Below are 19939 nucleotides of genomic sequence, written 5' to 3'. Positions count from 1 at the left end.
TTTATAATAGAAACAAGTGTAAGAAACGATAAATTTATCGACTATAATCGAAAGCTATAATCGAGAGTGTAATTGAATCTATATTGAGCTTTTGTCTCGTGGTTTTCAGGTTCAAGTTGGTCGTATTAATAATCAAGAAATCGATTTCATTGCTACTAGGCAAGGTGAGACTGAGTATTATCAAGTCTCCTATTTGATGGCGGGTGAAGAGACTCGTAGTAGGGAATTTGGTGTTTATAGATTGGTTAAAGATAATTATCCTAAATATGTTTTATCGATGGATACAATGAATTTTTCGCAAGAAGGGATTATATACAAATATTTACCAGATTTTCTAAAGGAGTAAACTATGGAACATAATTGCGGATTTATTAACGATAAAAAAGCATTTAGATATAGAGCGGCAGCTATCATAGTCGAAGAAGGTTGTGTGCTATTTGCAAGAAATGATGAGGATGACTATTTCTACTCAGTTGGCGGAGCGGTTCACATGGGTGAGACTTCAGAAGAAGCCGTTAAGAGAGAAGTATTTGAAGAGACAGGTCTTAATTATGAAGTAGATCATCTTGCCGTCATACACGAGAACTTATTCATCGGTAGTTCCGGCTTAGATGGAGTAGACTTCCATGAGCTTACACTCTACTACTTGATGAAGTCCATGGGCAAAAGAGATTTTACGAGCCAAAGCACTACAGAGTCAGGTGCTAAAGAGACAATGCATTGGTTACCTATAGATGAGCTTGATAAGTTCAAGGCTTACCCGACATTTATGAAAGAATATCTTAAATCGGAGCATAGTGGAATAGAGCATATAATTTCAGATGAAAGATATTAATGAATCCCGCTATTATGGCAAGAGATCGTTACATAAACATTATTTCTTAGAAGATTATGACAATAATAATGTGTTTGATATTGAAGAATATATAAAGAGAAAAGGCAAGGTTAAGCTTAATAGAAATACGGTAATTACAAGATTGTAAGATTTACTGTTATAACTATATGGTCGAGGGTATATCTGAAATAATAGAGCTAGATAAATTTGAAGTTGCGGAGGTAATGAAATGATTAGAAAAATAAAAAAAGAAGATGCTCAATCTATACGAGAAATATGTGATATTTCTTTAAGATATACTGTTTCTACAGAGTTAGTAGAGAATCAAATCACAAAACTATCAGCTGATAAAAAGCATCATGTGATTTATGTTTATGAGGATGAGGATTTACATAAAGTTGTTGGATTTGTACATGCTGAAATGTATGAGAGTCTTTATTCAGATTGTGGATTAAATATTCTAGGATTAGCTGTCTTACCAGAGTTTCAAGGAAGAGGCATTGGAAAAAAATTGATGAATCATTTAGAAATGGATTCTCGACAAAAATTACTTAAGTTTATCAGGTTAAACTCAGCAGAAGCAAGAACAGAAGCACATAAATTCTATGAAAATATAGGATATGTATGTGATAAGACGCAAAAGAGATTTATTAAAATTTTCGAATAAGTCAATTCTAGTTTGTTGAACTGAAAAATTGAATACTAAATGTGTAAGACGATAGAAAAAAGAAAAAATCTATCGTCTTTTTTCTTGCCTAATTTCCCTATGTTTTGCTATCAATAAATAGGGAAAATTCACTAAGAAGCTAAGAAAGTATTTCAAATGCTTCTCACTAATATATACACGACAAAATGTTAGTTCTAGTTTCTTAACTCTTGTATTCAATGAAACTTTTCCTTCTGAACTCTGAAACTGTTGCTTTCTGTGTTATATATCCCAACATGCACTTGACAACAAACTTATGTTTCTGTTGCCTTATTCCGTACGTTCGTTGTTGGGGATTTGCATGAATGAGAGCAGAGTAATGAGGTGGATATCGGTCTTCGGCGCGTTGTGTTGTATGGCTCGTGCACCTTGGATTTTGTACGTTCTCTGTTAGTTTTGTATAAATTTCTTTTGAAACAGCTATTTTCACATAATTATGTGCGCGTGTGCTAAGAAAATGCCATGTTACGATTCGTAGCACTTGTGTTCTCGCTCGTTCCTTTTCTATTCATATGTTGCTCGTTAGCATGTAATTACGCAGTGCGATTATTAATTGCATTACGAGCAAAACAAATAATCGTTAAGAACGAAAACTAATAGCCAATGAAAGGAGTTATACGATGTTGTTAGGAGAAAAAATCAGAAATGCGCGCGTGGAAGCGGGTTTAACTCAGGAAGAACTTGCTGAAATGATTATGGTTTCGCGTGCTGCGGTAGCGAAGTGGGAAGGTGGTCGCGGTCTGCCGGATGTTGCAAATTTGAAGGTGATTGCGGATGCGCTGGGTGTTACTGTCGATCATTTGTTGGATAAAGACAATGCTATTGATTTGTCAATCATTAAGAAGCCTATTGATTTAGAGAAGTATGGTCTTAATGCAAAATTAGGTGTTCGTAAGAAAATCAAGATGAAGGAACAAATTATTCGCGATGAATATGCAGACGCTGAAATTATTATGCTCACGGTGACGAAGTTTATTCCAAATTCGTCTGAAAAGTTTATGGATAATTTTATCGGGTGTATTACTACTTTGTTCGGTGATATTCCTTTGTTTGATACGTTTGCATTCGGTAAAGCGGTAGAGAGTATTGGCAGTGAACAGTATTACTTGGTGAATAAAAAAGAAAAGCAATTTTTTGTGCTGATAACGGATGAGTATATTATTAGCAGAATGATGCGAGTAAAGTTCACTGATAAGAAGATGTGTGTTGGTGATAAGGAATTTACGCAAGTTGGTAAGTTGCATGATAAGTAAGAACCAGTAGTTGGTTGGGAATTGGTCAGAAGAATGTGGTTTTCAGTTTTGATTTCCGCATTCTTCTGATTTTTATTTTCCGTGTGTTGTACATGCTTTTAGTGTTTTACATGACAGTTAATCATAAGAAATGAAATTCGATTTTTGCACACATATAAAAATGCATATTCTTTGCATCTAGCTAGTCTATTGAAATTATTTGACCTATGCGTAAAAAAGTTCATTGGCACCAAGTCATGATTTTGACTATATAAAACGTTACATTGGGCTTTTAGAAAGATATGTCACATATTGTCAAATTTCCATTATTTGTTGTTGATAATATTTTCGATGTTTCTGCCTGTATAAAAGATACGAACAACCGTCACACTACATTTATCTTCATCTACGAGGTAAAAAGCTGTGTAGCTATCTATGGGAACACTGCGTATTCCTTTAGAACACCACGGCTTCCAGCCAACAATCTAATATTGCATGGGCATGGTGTTAGTAGAATGGATACCATGCCTGAAATCAGGCTATAAAGTCAATTTTAAACCTTTAACGATAGCTTTTTTAATAATCGTTAGCATAATAATGATTGTTATTAGGAATAGTTATTCCAGTAGTGCGTCAATATTTCGTTTTGAGTATAGAAGTCTTCGCACTTCCATAGTGTCGTCGATGACAACGTAAAAAACAGAAAAGTTGCGTACACTAATCCTGTAGTAGGGGTGTTCTCGTGTTAATTAATCCTTCTCCTTACGCTATCAAAGACGTCGTCTTTAGAAAGACGCGTAGAAGTGTTTGCGGCAAAAGTATCTGCTTCGTCGAGTTTTCTTTCAACGTCGTCAGTGAGAGCAGAGTATTGTTTGATGCTCATGAGAACCATAGTTCCATAACCGTTTTTTGTAAGGAATACTGGTGTATTTGAATTTATAACTGTTTCTTCTACTTCTGGGAATTTATTTCTTAAATCGGAAACTGGGCGAATATTGATCATAGTATCAACATCCTTTTATCAAAAAAGTATCATAATATTATCAAGATTACAATAGTTAGCGCGCTATCGAACTTTTATTCCGACGTTTGGCGAGATATTAGTACGATGATTGGCTTTGGTTAAAAATGCGGTTGTAATGACTAAATGTTAAAAGGTTTAGTATGTGGTGGATTTAAGATTACTCCTCGAGATTCTAGATGTGATTTTGCTATTTTGCTGTCGAGTAATTATTAATTTAGTTGTTTATGTTTTGGGGAACAAACCGTCACAATAATCATAAAAAAGTTCCGTATTAGAGATAAGTAATTTATGAAAGTTGGTTTTCTTCGTAATAAGTAGTAAATGGGTGGGTGGGTCTGGTTTTAATATTTTTTCTCATAATATTTGTTGATAAAAAACATGATTAATGGAGAAAAGGCGACTGAAATAGCTAAAAGAGCAGCTGGTAAATATGCTTTTGTGATAAATGCAATTATGGCAATTATTCCCATTAGGTGCATTAGTATGAATGCCATTGTTGCATTTACTTTATCTTTGATTTTCTCGTTTCTTTCATCGTTCATATTTATTTTGTAGGTGTGGTCTTTTTTCATCATCTTATAGTGCATGATTTTTACGTGTGAAAGTGAGATAATCACAACAAAAACAACTGACAATACAATTTCGACGGATTCATTCAGTTTAAGAGTCAGTGCAAGAATTAATCCGCAAATACCTATTACATAACCTATGTACCAAAAATTCTGGGTTTTTTGTTTTTTCATTTTTTATCCTCCTCGTAAATAAATATTTCTTCGATTGTTAAATTAAAGTACTTAGCAATTTTGTATGCCAATATGATTGACGGGTTATATCTCCCATTTTCCAAAGAACCGACTGTTTGTCTTGATACTTCGAGTGCGTCAGCAAGTTCTTCCTGGGTTATGCCTTTTTCTTTTCTAATTTGTTCAAGTCTATTTTTCACATTACATTCTCCTTTCTAATGGAAAGCTAGCTTTACATATAAGATAATCGTTTCGAAAGTAAATGTCAAGTTTGCTTTCCATTGGATTTAATTTCGATAATATTGTTTGCAAAGTTTCATAGTATTCAAGAGAGTAAGAAAAAATAGAAGTATAATTTTCTTTCAGATACTATTTCAGATAGTATTGTTCTTATGGGTAACAGTAGTGAGCTTTCGGCAAGTAACAGTGAAAATGCGTTAGTAGATTTTACTGAAAAACTTCTTGTGGATGTTAAAGATTTTACTAAGAACAACAATAAAGTATTAAGTGTTCCCGTATCTGAATTATTGAATTTTGGATCTGGTTTATCGTCATTAATTCCTGCATGTAATACGGTTACTCAAACAATAACAATTCCTACGGATGGTCTTTATAAGATTGCTAATAAAGCTGCAGGTGATACTCTAAAATACGCAAAAAATGGGAATCTATGGGGATCTTTAAGAAAAGCTGACGGTGGTTCTAGAATGATGCAGATTTCAAAGATGGAGTCTTTGCAAGGTTCTATGAAAACAGCACTTCCGTTTAATCCTGCTCTTTTAATGATGGCTGTGGCTATTTATTCTATTGAAAAAGATATGAAAAAGATTAAAGAGACGCAGGAAAAGATACTTACCTTTATGGAAGTTGAGAATGAGTCACAGATTGAGGCAGATGTTGAGTCATTGATGGGGATTGCTTCTACTTATAAGTGCAGTTGGGATAATGAAATTTCTGTTACGAATAATCATAAGCTTGTTATCGATATTAAGAATCGTGCTAGAAAGAACATTATTGCTTATCAGAAAAAGATTACTGATATTCTTCTGTTAAAGAAGTTTATTGTGTCTAAAAGTAACGTAAATTCGACGTTGTCTGATTTAGGGAAAAAGTTTAAGTATTACAGATTGTCGTTGTATATTTTCTCTCTATCATCTTTGATGGAAATAATGTTAAGTGGTAATTTTTCGGAAGAGTACATTAGTAATGCAGAAAATGAGATAAAGAAATTGTCTGATGACTACTGTGAGAAATTTGAAAAAAGCTCTTTATATTTAGAAAAACTTGGTAATTCGGAAGTGGAAGTCAACGTTGTGAAAGCTATAGGTACTGCTGGTACTGCTGTTGGTAAGCTAATTGGTGGTATTCCTTTAGTTAAAGATGGTTCTGTTGATGAGTTTTTACAAGATAAAGGAAACGGATTACATGAAAATGCTAATGCAATGGGAGCAAAAGCAGTAAAGGAGTTTGCTGTTTTGCGTGATCCGGAAACAAAAGTGTTTGTTGAAAAAATGGAGGATATAACTCAAATTTACAATCGTACTTCGCAAATATGTGTTGATAAAGAAAAAATATATTTGTTGTAAGTCATATATTGTTTCATGTTGTGAGAAAACGTTTAACGCGTTGATGTCAAAGGCTATGATCAGGCAGCTCAAAGTGATAGTTATCCGATAGATGATGTTTTTTAAGAGCTTGAACGATGATTGGCAACCGTGGGGTAATCTTGGTTTTAGAAAAATACGCGTAAAAAATTATTACATTTACTTTTTGGTTGATGAGAATAGAAAAGAAATTCAAATACTCGCGGTTATTTACGTTAGAAGTTACTAGGCTAGGCAACTGGAACAATTGTAATGTAAACGTGTTATTAAGCAGGTCTTAAACCTTTTTGCAATATTTTTCTATCGTTAAAAAGTGCACCCACTATACATAGTGTGCACTTGAAAAGAGTGTAGCCATACTAGGAGTTCTCTAAATCCACGTTGAGACTATAGTATTGATGTCAAAGGCTGATTAGGTGAGTGTGTTTTATAACGTTCGAAATTACGCTACTTCGTTCGTTACTTTTCTAATACAAACGCGCATTAGTTGTTTGTGTCGTTAACAATACTTTCTATATTTCTGCCTGAGTAGAATATGCGAATAACTGTTACAGTCATTTGGTTTTCGTCTACTTGGTAGAAAACAGTGTAGTTGTCGACTGGAACTCTGCGTATTCCTTTAGAACACCAAGGTTCCCAATTAATAAGCGTATATCGCATAGGCATAGTCTCAAGAGAACGTATAGCATGCTTAATGCGGTTGACTTGTTTTTCCGCCGTTTTTGGAACTTGTAATGTGAAGCGAATATACTCGTATAATTCGCTGAGATCAAGGAACGCTTGCGGAGAATAAATGACGCTATAGGTTGTGCTCATACGCCGTATTTCTTAGCGAAGAATTGGTCTACTTCATCTGCACTATATTGTTTGCCAGTTGAAATAGAGTCGATGCCTTTTTGTAATTCTTTATCCAACTCATCTCTTGTTAAGCTGCCTAAAGCAGTAGGCGTATTAACTGGCAAGCGGAGTTCAAATGGCATGCCTTTTTGTAAAACGATTTGGCTGTAAAGCATTTGGATTGCTGAAGATGGTGTTATTCCAAGTTGGTTCAATATGTTTTCGGCGTTTTCTTTAAGATTTGTATCGATTCTTGCATATACAGCGTTCGTGTTTGTCATTGTGTTGGCTTCCTTTCTGACCTTATTTTACAAAATTCTTGCAAGCATATGCAAGCGAATGAAAGCAAAAGTTTAATCACTATTCAGATTATAGCTTTCCGTTGTTGTATCTTCGGATTCAAACTCAAGCTATTAAGCCAATTTTAAGCCTTTTAACGATAGCCTTTTCCTATCGTTAAAAAGTGCACCCGATATCCATAGTGTGCACTTGAAAAATAAAAAATTTTTCTTTAATAAAGTTTGTATGTATGGTTTTTTTTTAATAGTAATACTATTAAAGCTAAACAGACTATTATGGATTCTAATTTTAATAGAATTGTATTCTTATTAGAATTGCATATTAAGAATAAGAGGAACTTATGAAATTAATTAGACCAGATAGTAAATATATCCAAGGTTATATAGAAGCAAATGAAGAAGACGAAATTTTTAGGTCGAATGCAGAAAGACGTTTTATACACCCTGAGACAATTATAGAGAGTTCTTATAATATTGAACATGGTATAAATTTGCCTGAAAATTATGTTAAAGCTACTACATTTTGGCTGATAGATAATGAAAAATTTATTGGTGAAATTAATATTAGGCATGAATTAAATTCTTTTTTAATTAACTATGGTGGTCACATAGGGTACGAGATTAGACAGTCTGAATGTATGAAGGGCTATGGAACAAAAATGCTTTCTATGGCACTTACATATTGTAAAGAGACTTTGAATCTACATAAAATTCTGATTACGTGTGATGATGACAATATTGGATCCATACGAGTTATAGAAAATAATGGTGGAATTTTAGAAAACAAAGTGAAAAATAGCTTATCAAGAGGAAATGTTACGACAAGAAGGTATTGGATTAATATATAGGAAAAATATTAAATTTTATCTATACTGACCACTCAATCGTGACTTAGGACAATTTTTAGACATTTTGTGCAATCGAAGCTGTGCAATCATAGCACGATATTCCGTAATTGCTTTTTCTAGGAGAAGATGATGAGTGAGACGAATGTAAGACCAGTGCTTTTCAAGCATGCTTTTTGGGGTCATGTGATTACAGAAACTGTTGCTGGCATTTGCACGCTTATTATTGCGTTACTTGTACAAAAGTTCATAGGGCACCGCGTACTAGGTTGGGAAACTGTGGCAATACTCGCACTGAGTGTTGTGGTGTTTTCGCTGCTAAGCACAGCGTATCTGCAGTGGGATAGGCATCGCAGACCAGATGACAGGTCTGGCGATTTGCTTATCGGAATCATCGATTTCGTACTCAGGCTGCTGGTGACTTCCGGTATTGCTTTATTGCTTGTTTCCAATACTACGCTGCTAAGCATTATTATTGGCGCAGCGATTACTAGTGTGTTGCTGTTTGTTTTTGAAAAGCCTTGGCAGCCAGGTATGACAGATGCGCAATTACAGGAAGCTTCAAAGAAATCGGTTGAGCTTGGCGTTCAAATGCTTGAAGAAGAGCGCGTAAAGCGCTCCGAGGCGAGAAACATGATTGCATTACAGCATGCGAGCGCAGGTAAAACAGACACTTCTAGAGGTGTGTCTCTAACGTTCTCCTCGTTAATTGTTGCGAATATGCTGATGGAAGCAGTATGCGATGTTGTCACATTTTTGCTTGCATTGATGCTGCAATGGTGGATGCTTGGTACTATTGCTGGATGGCGAACTCTACTCGTCATGTTCTTGGGCAATATGCTATTTTCTTGCGCGGCGGCTGCGGTTATGGTTCTGATGGGCGCATTGAAGGCTGATCAACAGAAATGCTTAACAAAAAGTTGGCCTTTCTTGGTTATTGTTGTGCTGCTTCGACTGCTGATTTTTGGTGTTCTCGCTTGGCTGCTTACACCGAGCTTAGTATGGGTAAGCGTAGTCGTTGGCGTTGTGCTTACAGATATTGTTATCGTTATAAAGCATCATCCATGGAGAAGAACCGCAGTAGCTGCATAAGATTTTATAAGACTGTTTTCTTCTTCTTTGAGCAAAAGGCTCTACGTGCGTCGAGAGTGTTGTGTTGATGTAAAAGGCTGATTAGGTGGGTGCATTTTAGGCTTTGTGCTTTTTGTTTCTTCTTCGTAAAAACTCTTTAACAATGATTGGAATTATAGTTGGGATACATTCAAGAGTAATAAAAAATGTAATGTACGTGCAAGTCCAGCTACTACCCAATTGCCGAGGAGACTCTTGTAATATCAATAAATCAATAGCAGGGGCGATAAGCGCGATAGCGATGGTTTTACAAACTCCTAAGTTTTCGAGTGTTTTTTGATTGACAACAATCGAGTAAAGAAGAATTTTTGTTAAACCAAGTGCATGAGCTATAACAATGAGTAAAAAGGGTGAGTCATAAACAATTTCCCAATCGAGTGATTTAAGAGAATTGATAATAAGTCCTAAAAGAGGGAGTAATAATGAAAAAAGGAATAATCGTATAGCTTGATATACAGATTTCTTCATAACTAACCTCCTTAAATTTATATAGTCAAGTGGATGCCTACTGTCATAGACAGACTATTTTCACTCATTTTACGTTAATTTATCTTACTTGGAAAGTTGTGATAATCATATCCGATTAAAGTCTGGCGGTCATTGTCAGACGGGGTTTAAGGAGCTTGGGTAAATACTGTACCGTTTGCACTAAGGCAGCGTAGGTGTGATAAGCGAGATTTTGTTTGCTTTTATGAGCATGACATAAAGTTCAGAGAAATTTTGACGATTTGATGTGTTATAAGTATCGGTTTGTACATAAGTAACGTCTTTAATATATTTAATATTGCGTATCGAATATGCTTGCTTATACGGATGAGAAAACGTTTAATGCTTTGATGAGAGTAGAAAAGAAGTTCAAATACTCGCTATTATTTACGCTAGAAGAGAACAGACTAAGCGACTGGAATAATTAGAACAATTGTAAATCGTAAGCGCAATATAGGAACAGAATATAGGGATAGAAAAATGTCAGATTCATCGATGAAAGAGAAAGAAAAGCAGGAACATACTCCTACAGATGAGAAAAATCCTCTATATTGTGAATCACATGAGCAAATATGTGAAAACCTTCACAGTGCAAATAAGGGATCATCCAAGTATAAGGTTTTACAGCTGAGTGCGGAAATCTTTTCCATCTTAATGATTATTGGAACTGTTTTTATGGCATCCAATAAGCTACAGCTTTTTGGATGGATCACTTATTGTTTTGCAATTCTGCTTCTTGTTGTTGTGTCTCTTATTTGGGTTATTTGTGTTATTTGGCAGCGCAATCTACACAGTCGTTTTCGTAGTGAAAATGTAGATTGTAACAAATCTTTTCTTAGCTATGGCAAGCAACGGTGGAAGGGTAGAATCTCGCTGATTCTTTGTTGCTTTTTTGTGTTAAGTGGTATTCTAACTGCATTCTTTGGAATAACTGCGGTACATCTTCCAAATCAGTGGCTTTTGCAGACTTGGGCGTATGTTATATGCGCGGCAATGCCAGTTGTTTGGATGATTACGATTGCTCTTGTATGTGTCTTCTATAATCTCTATCTTATTTCGCTTGTACGGAAGATAGGTATAAGAATTGTACTTCGTTGTCTACATGTTCTGCTTTGTGTATTGATTATCTTAGGTCTTGGATTTTTTGACGTTTTGTTTATTGTTGGCAGATATTCTGTGAAACAAAATGATAATGGTACATACACAGAGCATGTGGATGATATGTATGCTCCTTTTGAGTATTATCTTTATAAGTCTGAAGGCCCATTTTTCCTTAAGTATCTTCGACCAATGAAAGATTCAAGTGATACTGATCCAAAAATAAGTGAATCTGAGTGGTATAGCAGAATTAATCGTAATAACAGGAAAGATACAAGATTAAAAGATACAAGATTAAAGGTTGAAGAGACAGAGAAAAATTCCGATTTGCATGATGCCGCTGCGCGTGATTTAGAATCAAAGAAGGAAAGAAATGCAGCGCTTAAGATATTTGATAAGTATTTTGCGGCGCAAGGATTTACGTTCAAGGAGAACTATACTGCCAAGGGAGATATGTACTTTGTTTTGAATGAAAGCCGTTCGGACATTACTTATCTGCAGTATAACAGGGACTCTCAGGATGGAAAATGTGGTTTTTATATTCTGTTTAAGGCTTCAAAATCTTCAGATGGAAGCTGGTCGCCGAGCGATGCTTATATGCAGAACACCTACACGTATGAATATAGCACTGAGCTAATTGCAAAGAGCAGTAGGGCAGAGTGGTAGTAAGGCAGATTGGTTGGATGCTAGAATCGAAGAGTGTAGGAAGATCGCCAGATAGTAGAATCCATAGTTGTGTGCGCTAGTTGCTTGTGTTTTGGGGAACAAATCAGTGTAAAAATTGTAAAAAAGTTCCCTGCATTATTTGATTCCTCATGGTAATGGCTTGTTGGTTATTCAAGAAAATAGGGTTCCTGAGTTTAAGAAGTTGTTTGTTGAATATTATGAAGGTGAAGATTTGCAGGTAATTGCTTCGTTTATGAGGGAATATTGTTGGAAGCATTAAACGAGCATGATGATATTGATCCTTCTGGTTCTTCTGTTTCGTAAACCTTGCTGTTTATGAAAAGTATAGTTTGATAGTGAACGAAGAGATTAGCGTTGATAATCTAGACAAATTAATAAAAAAAATAATATATTTATTAAGACTATTACAGTAATCAGAGTGAATTGTAGATCTTGTTTGCTTAATAATCTGTTTTATGATCATTTGATACAGAGTCGTGTTAGCGAAAAGGAGGCTAGTAGTGTTATGAGAAGTAAAACTATTTTTGGTAAAACCATTTTTCAAAGTTGTCTTGTTGTACTTCTGCTGATAGGTACTCTCTTTTCTCTTGCGGGATGTGCTGACGATGAAGAGAAGGCGGAGCTTGCGTCGTATCATTGGGAAACGGTGGCGGTGTCTCGGGAAGAGTTTCGTATACCAGAAAACTATATGAATAAGGATGAGTTGTATCTCTTTGTGTCGCGCGATATTCTTGATTCTCACTATGATTTGTCTAAAGTCACTCTTGGAGATAAGCGTATTAAGTTAGTTGACTCATCGTTCAATTTACCTGGTCCAGGACTTAAATCTTTATTTTTAGTTGGGAAATTTGATTTAAAAGACAAGCCAGGCTCTGATGTTCTTAAAGTACCAGGGCTTAATAAAGCAGGTAATGTTGCTGTAGGTTATAAGAAGAAATAGTGATATTTTGCACTTGATTTGAAGCGTTTCCCTGATGATGAATTAGTTAATGAAACTTGTAGATTAGAGGGTTTGGAATGAATATGTATGTTGGAGATATATGTTAAATAGGGTTGTATCTCGTTATGATTCGTTCGTTGCGAATCATCAACGTACAAAAGGTGCTTTAGTATATTTTATAGTTCTTATGCCGCAGGTGTTATCAGTTTTTATTACTGGTTTGATACAGCTTGCTGGAATGTTGCTGCTTATTTATACGATGGGATCGTTGCATTCTGCTTCGACGCTGCTTGAAGTGTTTGTTGCGTTTAAGTTGGCGTTATCTTTCTTCTTACAAGCATTTGGTTTTATTGCTAAAGATCGTTGTGAAATGCTTCTTATCGCTTTGTTTCGTCAGCTTACTTTCCATCGTTTTGTGCGTTTATCTGTTCAGAATAATGATGATGAAACATTGCAGTCTTCGGCATTAACATATCCAAATCAGATAAGTCAGATAGCTTATGGTGTTGATTTTGTGTTATCAATATTGCAGTTTATTATTCTTTTTGCTATCTGTGTTGTTCAATATCACGAGAATAGTATTGTAGCGGTTTTACTATTAGTTCTATTATGCGTTGGTAATTTGTTCCTTATACGTTGGATTGGCGTATTGTGGAAGAACTATGTGGATTTAGAAGGTAAACGTCGTAATCTTCTCAGTAAAATTATTGATAAACTTCCTCACGCTTCAAGAGTGTATCGTTATAATGTTGGTATTACGGCGATTGAAGATGCGCGTAAAGCAGAAGAAAGAGTGTTGTATAAGCGCATATTTCCTCAATTATTGAGTAATATTGTTGAGCAAGGTGGGTTGACATTACTGCTTGCTGGTGTTGTTCTTGTTCATGTAACTATTTTTCCAAATGCGTTGTTTAATGTTGGAATTCTTTTTGCGATTAAATATTTGTATGGCGCCATGCAGAATAATATTGTGAATTATCGCGTGATTCGGCTTGCTCTTCCAATGGACAAGGATTTAGTGCAATTAGAGCAAAATGCTATGAATAATACTCTCGCGGATGCTACTAATATTTCTGATTCTGTTGTGTTTGATAATAAGTTCGCTCTTTTGTCTAAAGAAGCTGGATCGTCGTTGAATGCGTATGATTCCATTGTTAGCAGTAGTAAAATATTGGTGCCTTGTAATCCTATTATGTCGCAGGGGCTTATTGAAGCTTGGTTTGATATTGCGAGCGATGATACTCGTCGGAAGTACGAAAACTTCTTGCGTTTATTTAATGTGTCACGTGAGGTTGCGGATAGGTTTTTGCATAATCCTGAAACGTTATCTGTTGGTGAGTGTCAACGCGTGGTGCTGGCTATGGCGTTTGCTCAAGACGTGGAATATTTGGTGCTTGATGACGTGTTTTCTGTGTTAAATCCAGAGCTTCGAGAAACAGTTTCACAAGCTATGCTAAGTTCTCAAGTTCATCATATTGTTTTATTTGCACGTAATCCAGAGTATATTCCTTGCGTGTTTTATGGTAACAACTCTAAGCAAGTCACGCATAGTGTGGTTGAAGAAAATCATTTGCAGAATACTTGTAGTGATAAAACTATGCAAGCGGATTGTGTGGAATCGAAAATTCCTACAGGTGCAGAATCACGTGGTAAGTTCATTAGAACTGTGCGCGAATTATTCTCCGCTAGTATTATTTGTTTGCCGATAGCAACAGTACTCATAGTTCTTGCTGAGTTAATGTTTGTAGAGAATATTGCTACGAACACCAACTTAAATATGCTTCAGTCTTCTGCATTGTTTGCAAGCTTGCTTATTGTAGTTGGTATTATTGCTCTTAATTTTCCTGTATATGCTGTGCCAATTGTGAGACTTACAAAACTGCATAATCGTTTGATTATGCGTTTGCATAAGTATTCAAATATTGATAATAAAGGTGATGTTTTAGGTAGACTTGGGGATGATTTTTCTGACTTACAGATGAGTATTCCTAGTGCTATTGCACACGTTATTTTTATTATTGTTCAAACAGTAATAGTTCTTGCTATGACAATTGCTGCAGTACCGCAGTACGTATACATAATGATTATTATGGTGCCGTTATCTTGTCTCATATGGTATGCCGGTTCTCGATTACTTAATACGGCTGCGGATAAACAAGCACAATATCGCGATAAGTTCTTAGGAGCATTATCGTCGTTATTATCAACGCGAAGCTTACCGCAAGGTGCTATTTTTGATAGTTCGCGCAAGTATCATTATGCTTCGTCAGAAAATAAGTATTGGCAGCGTATGCGTCGTTTTATCAATATTTACACAGTGAGAAATTGCATGATGCAAAGTCTTTCTTTAGTGTTGGAATTTTCAATACTTTATATGCTTACAGTATCATCAATGAATTTTGCTTCTGCTAGTGCTGTGTTGTATTTTGTGGTAATGCTGTCGTCAAGCTTGGAAAATGTGATTGAAACTTTGCAAGATTCAGGAGTTTTAACCCAGACTGCTCAGCGAGTTTTCAGTTTGGAAAATTATGAGCGTAAGCAGCAAGCGTATAAGAGGAATGAATTAGCATACCAGAATCTTAGTAAAACTATTGCTGATAGTGATATTTCTTCAGTTGCTATTATTGGCGCTAGTGGTGCTGGTAAATCAGTATTGTTGCGAGATTGGTTTGATCATAACAATACTCAGAATTGTATGCTGATTGAAGATTACTTATTTGATGATAACGGTGCTATTGTTGCTCCAGATTTCACGTCGCTCACAAAGTGTATTGGTTCTCAGCAGCGAACTGTTGTTATGTTGGATGAGACGTTCAAAAGTGTAACTGATGCTGATGGTTGTAGTGAACGTGAAATAATTGTGCGAGCTATTAGATGTGCTAAAACGAGGAATAACAAGCTTGTAGTTGTGTTGCACGCGCAAACTAATTGTGATGTATTTGATAAAGTGATTAATTTTGATGAATATTAAGAATCCAAAAGTACTGTGAGTTGCGTTCGTTGAGACGTTACTGATGGTGAATGTGAGAATACAGGAAAATATTAAGCAGCAGGCGGAGCAGATTTTGGAAACTATTGGAATTCCTAGGGCTACTGCTATTGACATGTTTTATCGTCAAATCATTCTTAATAAGGGTATTCCGTTTTCGCTTACTATTCCGAAGTCTCTTCCAGCGCAAGATGATATGGATGAGAAAACGTTTAACGCGTTGATGGCTAAAGGCTATGATCAGGCGGTTCAAGGTGATAGTTGTCCGATAGATGATGTTTTGAGGAGCTTGAACGCTGATTGGCAGCCATGGGGTAAGCTTGGTTTTAGAAAATTAAACTTTTTAACGATAGCTTTTCCTATCGTTAAAAAGTGCCCCCAATATCCATAGTGTGCACTTGAAAAAAGTGTAGCTATACTCGTAAGTTTCCTAAATCTCACGTTTAGAACGTTTGCTTGATGTCACGGGATGTGTATTAAAAGCATACGAATTGCAGACGTTTGAATAAAGATGTTTTATTTTTTTTTTTAATTATAAAGCCCAAAAGTGAATTTTTAATTTGTTTCGATTATAATAGAAACAACTATAAAAAACAATAAATTTATCGACTATAATCGAAATTGTAAGCAAAGCTGTAATCGAAAGGTGTGAGGATATGTCATATATATTACGTAAAAAATATCTTAATAAGATCAAACCTTTTATTGACAAGCCTATTGTGAAGGTGATTACAGGTATGAGACGAGTGGGAAAGTCCACTTTGTTAAAAATGATTCAATCTGAATTGCTTGTAGACGTTCCTCAAAGTCGTATTATTTATATCAATTTAGAATCAGCTCAATACTTATCTGTGAAAAATGATTTTGATCTGCAGAGATTAATTACGGAACGTAGTCAACAAATCGAAGGTAAAATATATTTTTTCTTTGATGAAATTCAATTAGTTTCTCACTGGGAACGTGTTATAAATGCGCTTAGAGTTGATTATGATTGCGATATTTATTTGACTGGTTCTAACTCAAAATTATTGTCCGGCGAGCTTGCCACCTTGCTTGCAGGGCGTTACGTAAGTTTTGAGGTGCTTCCTTTTACTTTTAGCGAATTCGTGAATTTGTATCAAAGTTTGAATTTAAGCATACAGGAATTATTTCAGCTATATATCAAAATTGGTGGTATGCCTCCTCTTCATTATTTTAATGGGGAAGAGGAGCCGAGTTTTAGATATTTAAACGACATTTATAATACCGTTGTTGTTAAGGATATACTTGAATACAATTCGATCCGAGATGTTGACGTATTTAATCGCATTTTACTTTTTTGTTTAGATAATATTGGACAAAGTTTTTCGGCTAATAGTTTACGTAAATATTTTGTTAGCGAAAATCGTAAAGTTTCAGTTGATACCATTTTGAATTACTTGAATTTTTGCCAAGCGGCGTATCTTCTGAAAAAAGTTCCACGCTATGACAGTGTTGGAAAAAAGTTATTGACGGTTGAGGAAAAATACTATATAACAGATCATGGTTTTAGACAAGCAGTAGGCTTCTCAAACGTTGCGTCAATTGAACGTATTCTAGAAAATATTGTCTATATTGAGCTTTTGTCTCGTGGTTTTCAGGTTCAAGTTGGTCGTATTAATAATCAAGAAATCGATTTCATTGCTACTAGACAAGGTGAAACTGAGTATTATCAAGTCTCTTATTTGATGGCTAGCGAAGAGACTCGTAGCCGGGAATTTGGTGTTTATCGATTGGTTAAGGATAATTATCCTAAATTCGTTTTATCTATGGATACAATGAATTTTTCGCAAGAAGGTATTATACACAAATATTTACCAGATTTTCTACTGGAAGATAATGCGTAATCTGCTTGATTTTGCTCTCATGTAGATTATGTTTCGCGATGGCTATTATTAAAAGGTTTAGTCTGCAAGCGTAAGCGCGATGTTTCATTGTTTTCCTTGCGAATTGGCGGATTTTTATTCCGACGTTTGGCGGGATATTAGTACGACGATTGGCTTTGGTTAAAAATGTGGTTGTAGGGACTAAATGTTAAAAGGTTTAGCGTGCTGTGGCTTTAAGCTTACTTCTTGAGATTTTAGATACGATTTTGCTATTTTATCAGTTATAACTTATAAATTATCGATTTTATCATTAAATTTCACTTATAAGCGATGAGTGCTGTGATAAGGATGATGAAAAAGTGTCAACGTTGTTGACACAATTGAGCTGGTCTAATCATTTGAAAATAATATCTGGATCTAAGAGTAAAGAAGAAAGAGAATTCTACATTAACTTAGCTATTAACGAGAATCTAACTCGCCGAGAGTTGGTAAGGCAGATGGACAGTGGCTATTATGAGCGTTATATGCTTTCAAATAGTAATAATTTGCCTGCTATACAAAGGGTAAAACAAGAGACGCATAATTTGTTTATGGACAGTTATGTTTTAGAATTTATCCATGCTCCCGAGCTTGGTAATGAAAGAGAATTTCAGAAGTCAATTCTAGAGAATTTGAAGCATTTGGGATTTGTTAATAAATGGCAAACCTTTTAACGTTGCTCGCTTCTATTGCTAAAAGGTGCATTCACTTTGCCTACGCATCTGTTTATGTATGGAAATAAAATCCTGTAGATTATCGGATGATTTTTAGCTACAATTATTTTGTAAACTGAATATATGCATTCTTTGTCCATAATTTACATCCCGTCAGTTTTATTAAACTCAAAGATGACTTGTACTACGAGATGAATGAATATTGGGCAGATGATAGCGAATAACAGAGTGAAGATTGAACATGAGAATCGTAGTTGCAATTAGGTAGAGATTAAGTTGTAGAGGAGGTATAAATAATGAAGTATATCAAGCATTATGCTTTTTTGACTATGGTAGTTTGTCTTATACCACTTATTTCAGGTTGTAAGAATCAGAATAGTTTTAGCAATAATAATAGAGAAGTAAAAACAGAAAATCAAAAGTCTGCAAGAAATGAAGGAAATTCAGAAAATAATGAAGATGTTGACTGGAAAGAGATAAGTAAAAATGGTGTTGATGAAACTTTGCTAATAAAAAACATAGATGAAAAGGTTCTCACGTATGTGGCTAAACAATTACAAAATCTATGCGATGAGATTGGTGAAAAGGGGCGCAAAGATAAATTCTATTGGCTGACAGGACAATGGTATAACGATGTAATGTATTCTAAACAATATATTAGTGTCATATTATTAGGTAAAAAAGCAATGAAACCATTGTTCCTAATAATATATAAAAGCAAAGAGGCTGGAATGTATGAATGGGTTTGTAGTAAAGCTTTAGATGAAATATCTGGGTTTGATTTCTCGGGATTAAACAATGGTGCAGGCTGGAGCAATTCTAAAGAATTTTTAAAGGCATTTACCGATAAAATTATTGAACAAAAAAATTAACAACTCTCTGTTTCTAATTGTCTTGGAGTATAAACCAAAAATATTAATCATCCTAGCTTTACGCACTTTTGGACCTATAACCCACATATCAATTGGTAATGTCAAACAAATTCGCGCATAGTTTATGGATATTTACTGATTAGTGTTATAGGAGTACACTATGAAAGGTATAGCGAACGCAAATAGTGTGGTTCACGGTAGAACTTCGTCAGTGCGCAAAATAAGGGATATGTGTCATTTTACGTGAATTAACGACTATTGCGTATCACGAGGTGAGGGATATGAAGAAAAATATGAAGCATCGTGTGTTAGCAGTGTCTAGTGCTGTTTTGTGTGTTGTATCTATGACCTTGAGTGTTACCGTTCTGCCTGCGATGCTTATGCCAACGTAACGAAGAATCCATTGTTTGCTGCTGTTTTGGCTGCTGTTTGTGTAACACTTTTCGCTGGTAAGCGTCGTGGTGTTTCGCGTCATTGCAACAAGTAGTAGCATGTTAAGACTGGACTTTTAGTCTGGTTTTGCTTGTGACTGATTGCCTCACTTCGTGATATTTTTCGCGGAGTGAGGCTTTCTGATATTAATACGGTTGGTATCCTGGTTATATGACAAAAAGTTTACTGATAATGGGATTTCAAGAGGACAGACATTGGCTGATCTGAGGAAAGTTCCGAAGCACAAAGATAATGTGTTTGTGCTCAAACAGGTAGACAGGAAAAAATTTGTAGAGACTCTAGTTGAAGGATTGGAAAAGTTAGATAAAGAAGTGTAAAGATGATGTAATGCATATTGCTGAAATATAGAAGTTATATAGCAATGGACCAAATAAAGATATAGACTTAGCGTTTCCTATCGGCTTTACCTTTGCATTCTGCTTCATAACTACTTGAATTGGATGTTGCGTTGCGCTCGCAAACTAATTGTGATGTATTTGATAAGGTGATTGATTTTGATGAATATTAAAAATTGCAAAGTAAGATGCTTCAATAGAGCATAAATGTTATTTTCTATGTGTTAATGTGATAATTGTTACTCAGCAATAGCTCTTTTAGAGTT

The 19939-nt window shown here is 35.2% G+C and carries 20 protein-coding genes and 2 pseudogenes; 16 read left to right on the top strand and 6 right to left on the bottom strand.

All coding sequences use genetic code 11. From position 1 onward, the window contains the following. The first annotated feature begins 91 nt into the window (after positions 1–91). The 4 genes from GAVG_RS07505 to GAVG_RS04435 all read left to right on the top strand — a co-directional run bounded on the left by GAVG_RS07505 (position 92) and on the right by GAVG_RS04435 (position 2794). A complete protein-coding gene (locus tag GAVG_RS07505; protein ID WP_009994770.1) occupies positions 92–346 on the top strand; it encodes an ATP-binding protein in 255 nt (84 codons plus the stop codon). 3 nt (positions 347–349) lie between these two features. Then, positions 350–835 carry an NUDIX hydrolase gene (locus GAVG_RS04450; protein WP_004574859.1) on the top strand — a complete coding sequence of 162 codons (486 nt, stop codon included), beginning with the start codon at positions 350–352 and terminating at the stop codon, positions 833–835. 229 nt (positions 836–1064) lie between these two features. Next, positions 1065–1502: a GNAT family N-acetyltransferase gene (locus GAVG_RS04440; RefSeq protein ID WP_009994773.1), complete on the top strand. Its 438-nt coding sequence runs from the start codon at positions 1065–1067 to the stop codon at positions 1500–1502. Between the two features lie 659 nt (positions 1503–2161). Further along, positions 2162–2794, top strand: coding sequence for a helix-turn-helix domain-containing protein (locus tag GAVG_RS04435; protein ID WP_009994774.1), 633 nt, complete (start codon positions 2162–2164; stop codon positions 2792–2794). A 724-nt stretch (positions 2795–3518) separates the two neighbouring features. Here the strand turns inward: GAVG_RS04435 and GAVG_RS04430 are convergent. The 3 genes from GAVG_RS04430 to GAVG_RS04420 form a co-directional block, all read right to left on the bottom strand. After that, positions 3519–3776: a type II toxin-antitoxin system Phd/YefM family antitoxin gene (locus GAVG_RS04430; protein WP_009994775.1), complete on the bottom strand. Its 258-nt coding sequence runs from the start codon at positions 3774–3776 to the stop codon at positions 3519–3521. Between the two features lie 362 nt (positions 3777–4138). After that, complete coding sequence (locus GAVG_RS04425) at positions 4139–4540, bottom strand: hypothetical protein (protein ID WP_009994776.1); 402 nt, start codon at positions 4538–4540, stop codon at positions 4139–4141. Continuing rightward, positions 4537–4740 (bottom strand): helix-turn-helix transcriptional regulator, encoded by a 204-nt coding sequence (locus tag GAVG_RS04420; protein WP_004113289.1) that lies wholly within the window; start codon positions 4738–4740, stop codon positions 4537–4539. Before GAVG_RS04420 ends, GAVG_RS04425 begins: the two co-directional genes overlap by 4 nt. 192 nt (positions 4741–4932) lie before the next feature. Between GAVG_RS04420 and GAVG_RS04415 the strand changes: the two genes are divergently transcribed. From GAVG_RS04415 to GAVG_RS07605, 3 genes and pseudogenes are all read left to right on the top strand, one after another. Continuing rightward, entirely contained in the window at positions 4933–6126 is a 1194-nt protein-coding gene (locus GAVG_RS04415; RefSeq protein WP_004114755.1) for a hypothetical protein, read from the top strand. Positions 6127–6148: 22 nt separating this feature from the next. Beyond that, positions 6149–6231, top strand: a pseudogene (locus GAVG_RS07330) (toxin-antitoxin system protein); the annotation flags it as partial. Further along, positions 6218–6373: a hypothetical protein gene (locus GAVG_RS07605; RefSeq protein ID WP_004114756.1), complete on the top strand. Its 156-nt coding sequence runs from the start codon at positions 6218–6220 to the stop codon at positions 6371–6373. The pseudogene GAVG_RS07330 and the gene GAVG_RS07605, both read left to right, overlap by 14 nt. A 254-nt stretch (positions 6374–6627) precedes the next feature. Here GAVG_RS07605 and GAVG_RS04410 read toward each other — a convergent pair whose 3' ends face one another. Together GAVG_RS04410 and GAVG_RS04405 are read right to left on the bottom strand one after the other, a co-directional pair. Then, the gene (locus GAVG_RS04410) at positions 6628–6960 is read right to left on the bottom strand and encodes a type II toxin-antitoxin system RelE/ParE family toxin (protein WP_004113282.1); all 333 of its coding nucleotides are present in this window, start codon (positions 6958–6960) and stop codon (positions 6628–6630) included. Further along, on the bottom strand, positions 6957–7262 hold the full coding sequence (locus GAVG_RS04405) for a type II toxin-antitoxin system RelB/DinJ family antitoxin (protein ID WP_009994780.1): 306 nt from the start codon (positions 7260–7262) through the stop codon (positions 6957–6959). The genes GAVG_RS04410 and GAVG_RS04405 overlap by 4 nt, the downstream gene beginning before the upstream one ends. 359 nt (positions 7263–7621) lie before the next feature. Here GAVG_RS04405 and GAVG_RS04400 point away from each other — a divergent pair, with 359 nt between their 5' ends. Then, a complete protein-coding gene (locus GAVG_RS04400; RefSeq protein WP_009994781.1) occupies positions 7622–8128 on the top strand; it encodes a GNAT family N-acetyltransferase in 507 nt (168 codons plus the stop codon). A gap of 129 nt (positions 8129–8257) precedes the next feature. Next, positions 8258–9217 (top strand): hypothetical protein, encoded by a 960-nt coding sequence (locus tag GAVG_RS04395; RefSeq protein ID WP_029600600.1) that lies wholly within the window; start codon positions 8258–8260, stop codon positions 9215–9217. Between the two features lie 96 nt (positions 9218–9313). On the opposite strand, the gene GAVG_RS04390 is transcribed toward GAVG_RS04395, so the two are convergent. Further along, the gene (locus GAVG_RS04390) at positions 9314–9724 is read right to left on the bottom strand and encodes a hypothetical protein (protein WP_004136366.1); all 411 of its coding nucleotides are present in this window, start codon (positions 9722–9724) and stop codon (positions 9314–9316) included. Positions 9725–10222: 498 nt separating this feature from the next. On the opposite strand from GAVG_RS04390, the gene GAVG_RS04385 reads away from it, so the two are divergent. The 7 genes and pseudogenes from GAVG_RS04385 to GAVG_RS04355 all read left to right on the top strand — a co-directional run bounded on the left by GAVG_RS04385 (position 10223) and on the right by GAVG_RS04355 (position 18885). Continuing rightward, positions 10223–11506, top strand: a complete 1284-nt coding sequence (locus tag GAVG_RS04385) for an MFS transporter (protein ID WP_009994786.1) — start codon at positions 10223–10225, stop codon at positions 11504–11506. Positions 11507–12032: 526 nt separating this feature from the next. Beyond that, positions 12033–12467, top strand: coding sequence for a hypothetical protein (locus GAVG_RS07440; protein WP_004113272.1), 435 nt, complete (start codon positions 12033–12035; stop codon positions 12465–12467). A 187-nt stretch (positions 12468–12654) separates the two neighbouring features. Next, complete coding sequence (locus tag GAVG_RS04375) at positions 12655–15438, top strand: ATP-binding cassette domain-containing protein (RefSeq protein WP_226988332.1); 2784 nt, start codon at positions 12655–12657, stop codon at positions 15436–15438. Positions 15439–15481: 43 nt separating this feature from the next. Continuing rightward, positions 15482–15756, top strand: a pseudogene (locus tag GAVG_RS04370) (type II toxin-antitoxin system RelB/DinJ family antitoxin). Between the two features lie 356 nt (positions 15757–16112). After that, on the top strand, positions 16113–17321 hold the full coding sequence (locus GAVG_RS04365) for an ATP-binding protein (protein WP_013399688.1): 1209 nt from the start codon (positions 16113–16115) through the stop codon (positions 17319–17321). A gap of 338 nt (positions 17322–17659) precedes the next feature. Next, the gene (locus tag GAVG_RS04360; RefSeq protein WP_080967290.1) at positions 17660–18013 is read left to right on the top strand and encodes a DUF1016 N-terminal domain-containing protein; all 354 of its coding nucleotides are present in this window, start codon (positions 17660–17662) and stop codon (positions 18011–18013) included. Between the two features lie 296 nt (positions 18014–18309). After that, positions 18310–18885: a hypothetical protein gene (locus tag GAVG_RS04355; RefSeq protein ID WP_004113262.1), complete on the top strand. Its 576-nt coding sequence runs from the start codon at positions 18310–18312 to the stop codon at positions 18883–18885. Positions 18886–19939 lie beyond the last annotated feature (1054 nt).

Source organism: Gardnerella vaginalis ATCC 14018 = JCM 11026 (assembly GCF_001042655.1).
Taxonomy (GTDB): domain Bacteria; phylum Actinomycetota; class Actinomycetes; order Actinomycetales; family Bifidobacteriaceae; genus Bifidobacterium; species Bifidobacterium vaginale.
This window is presented reverse-complemented; position numbering and strand designations above follow the sequence as displayed.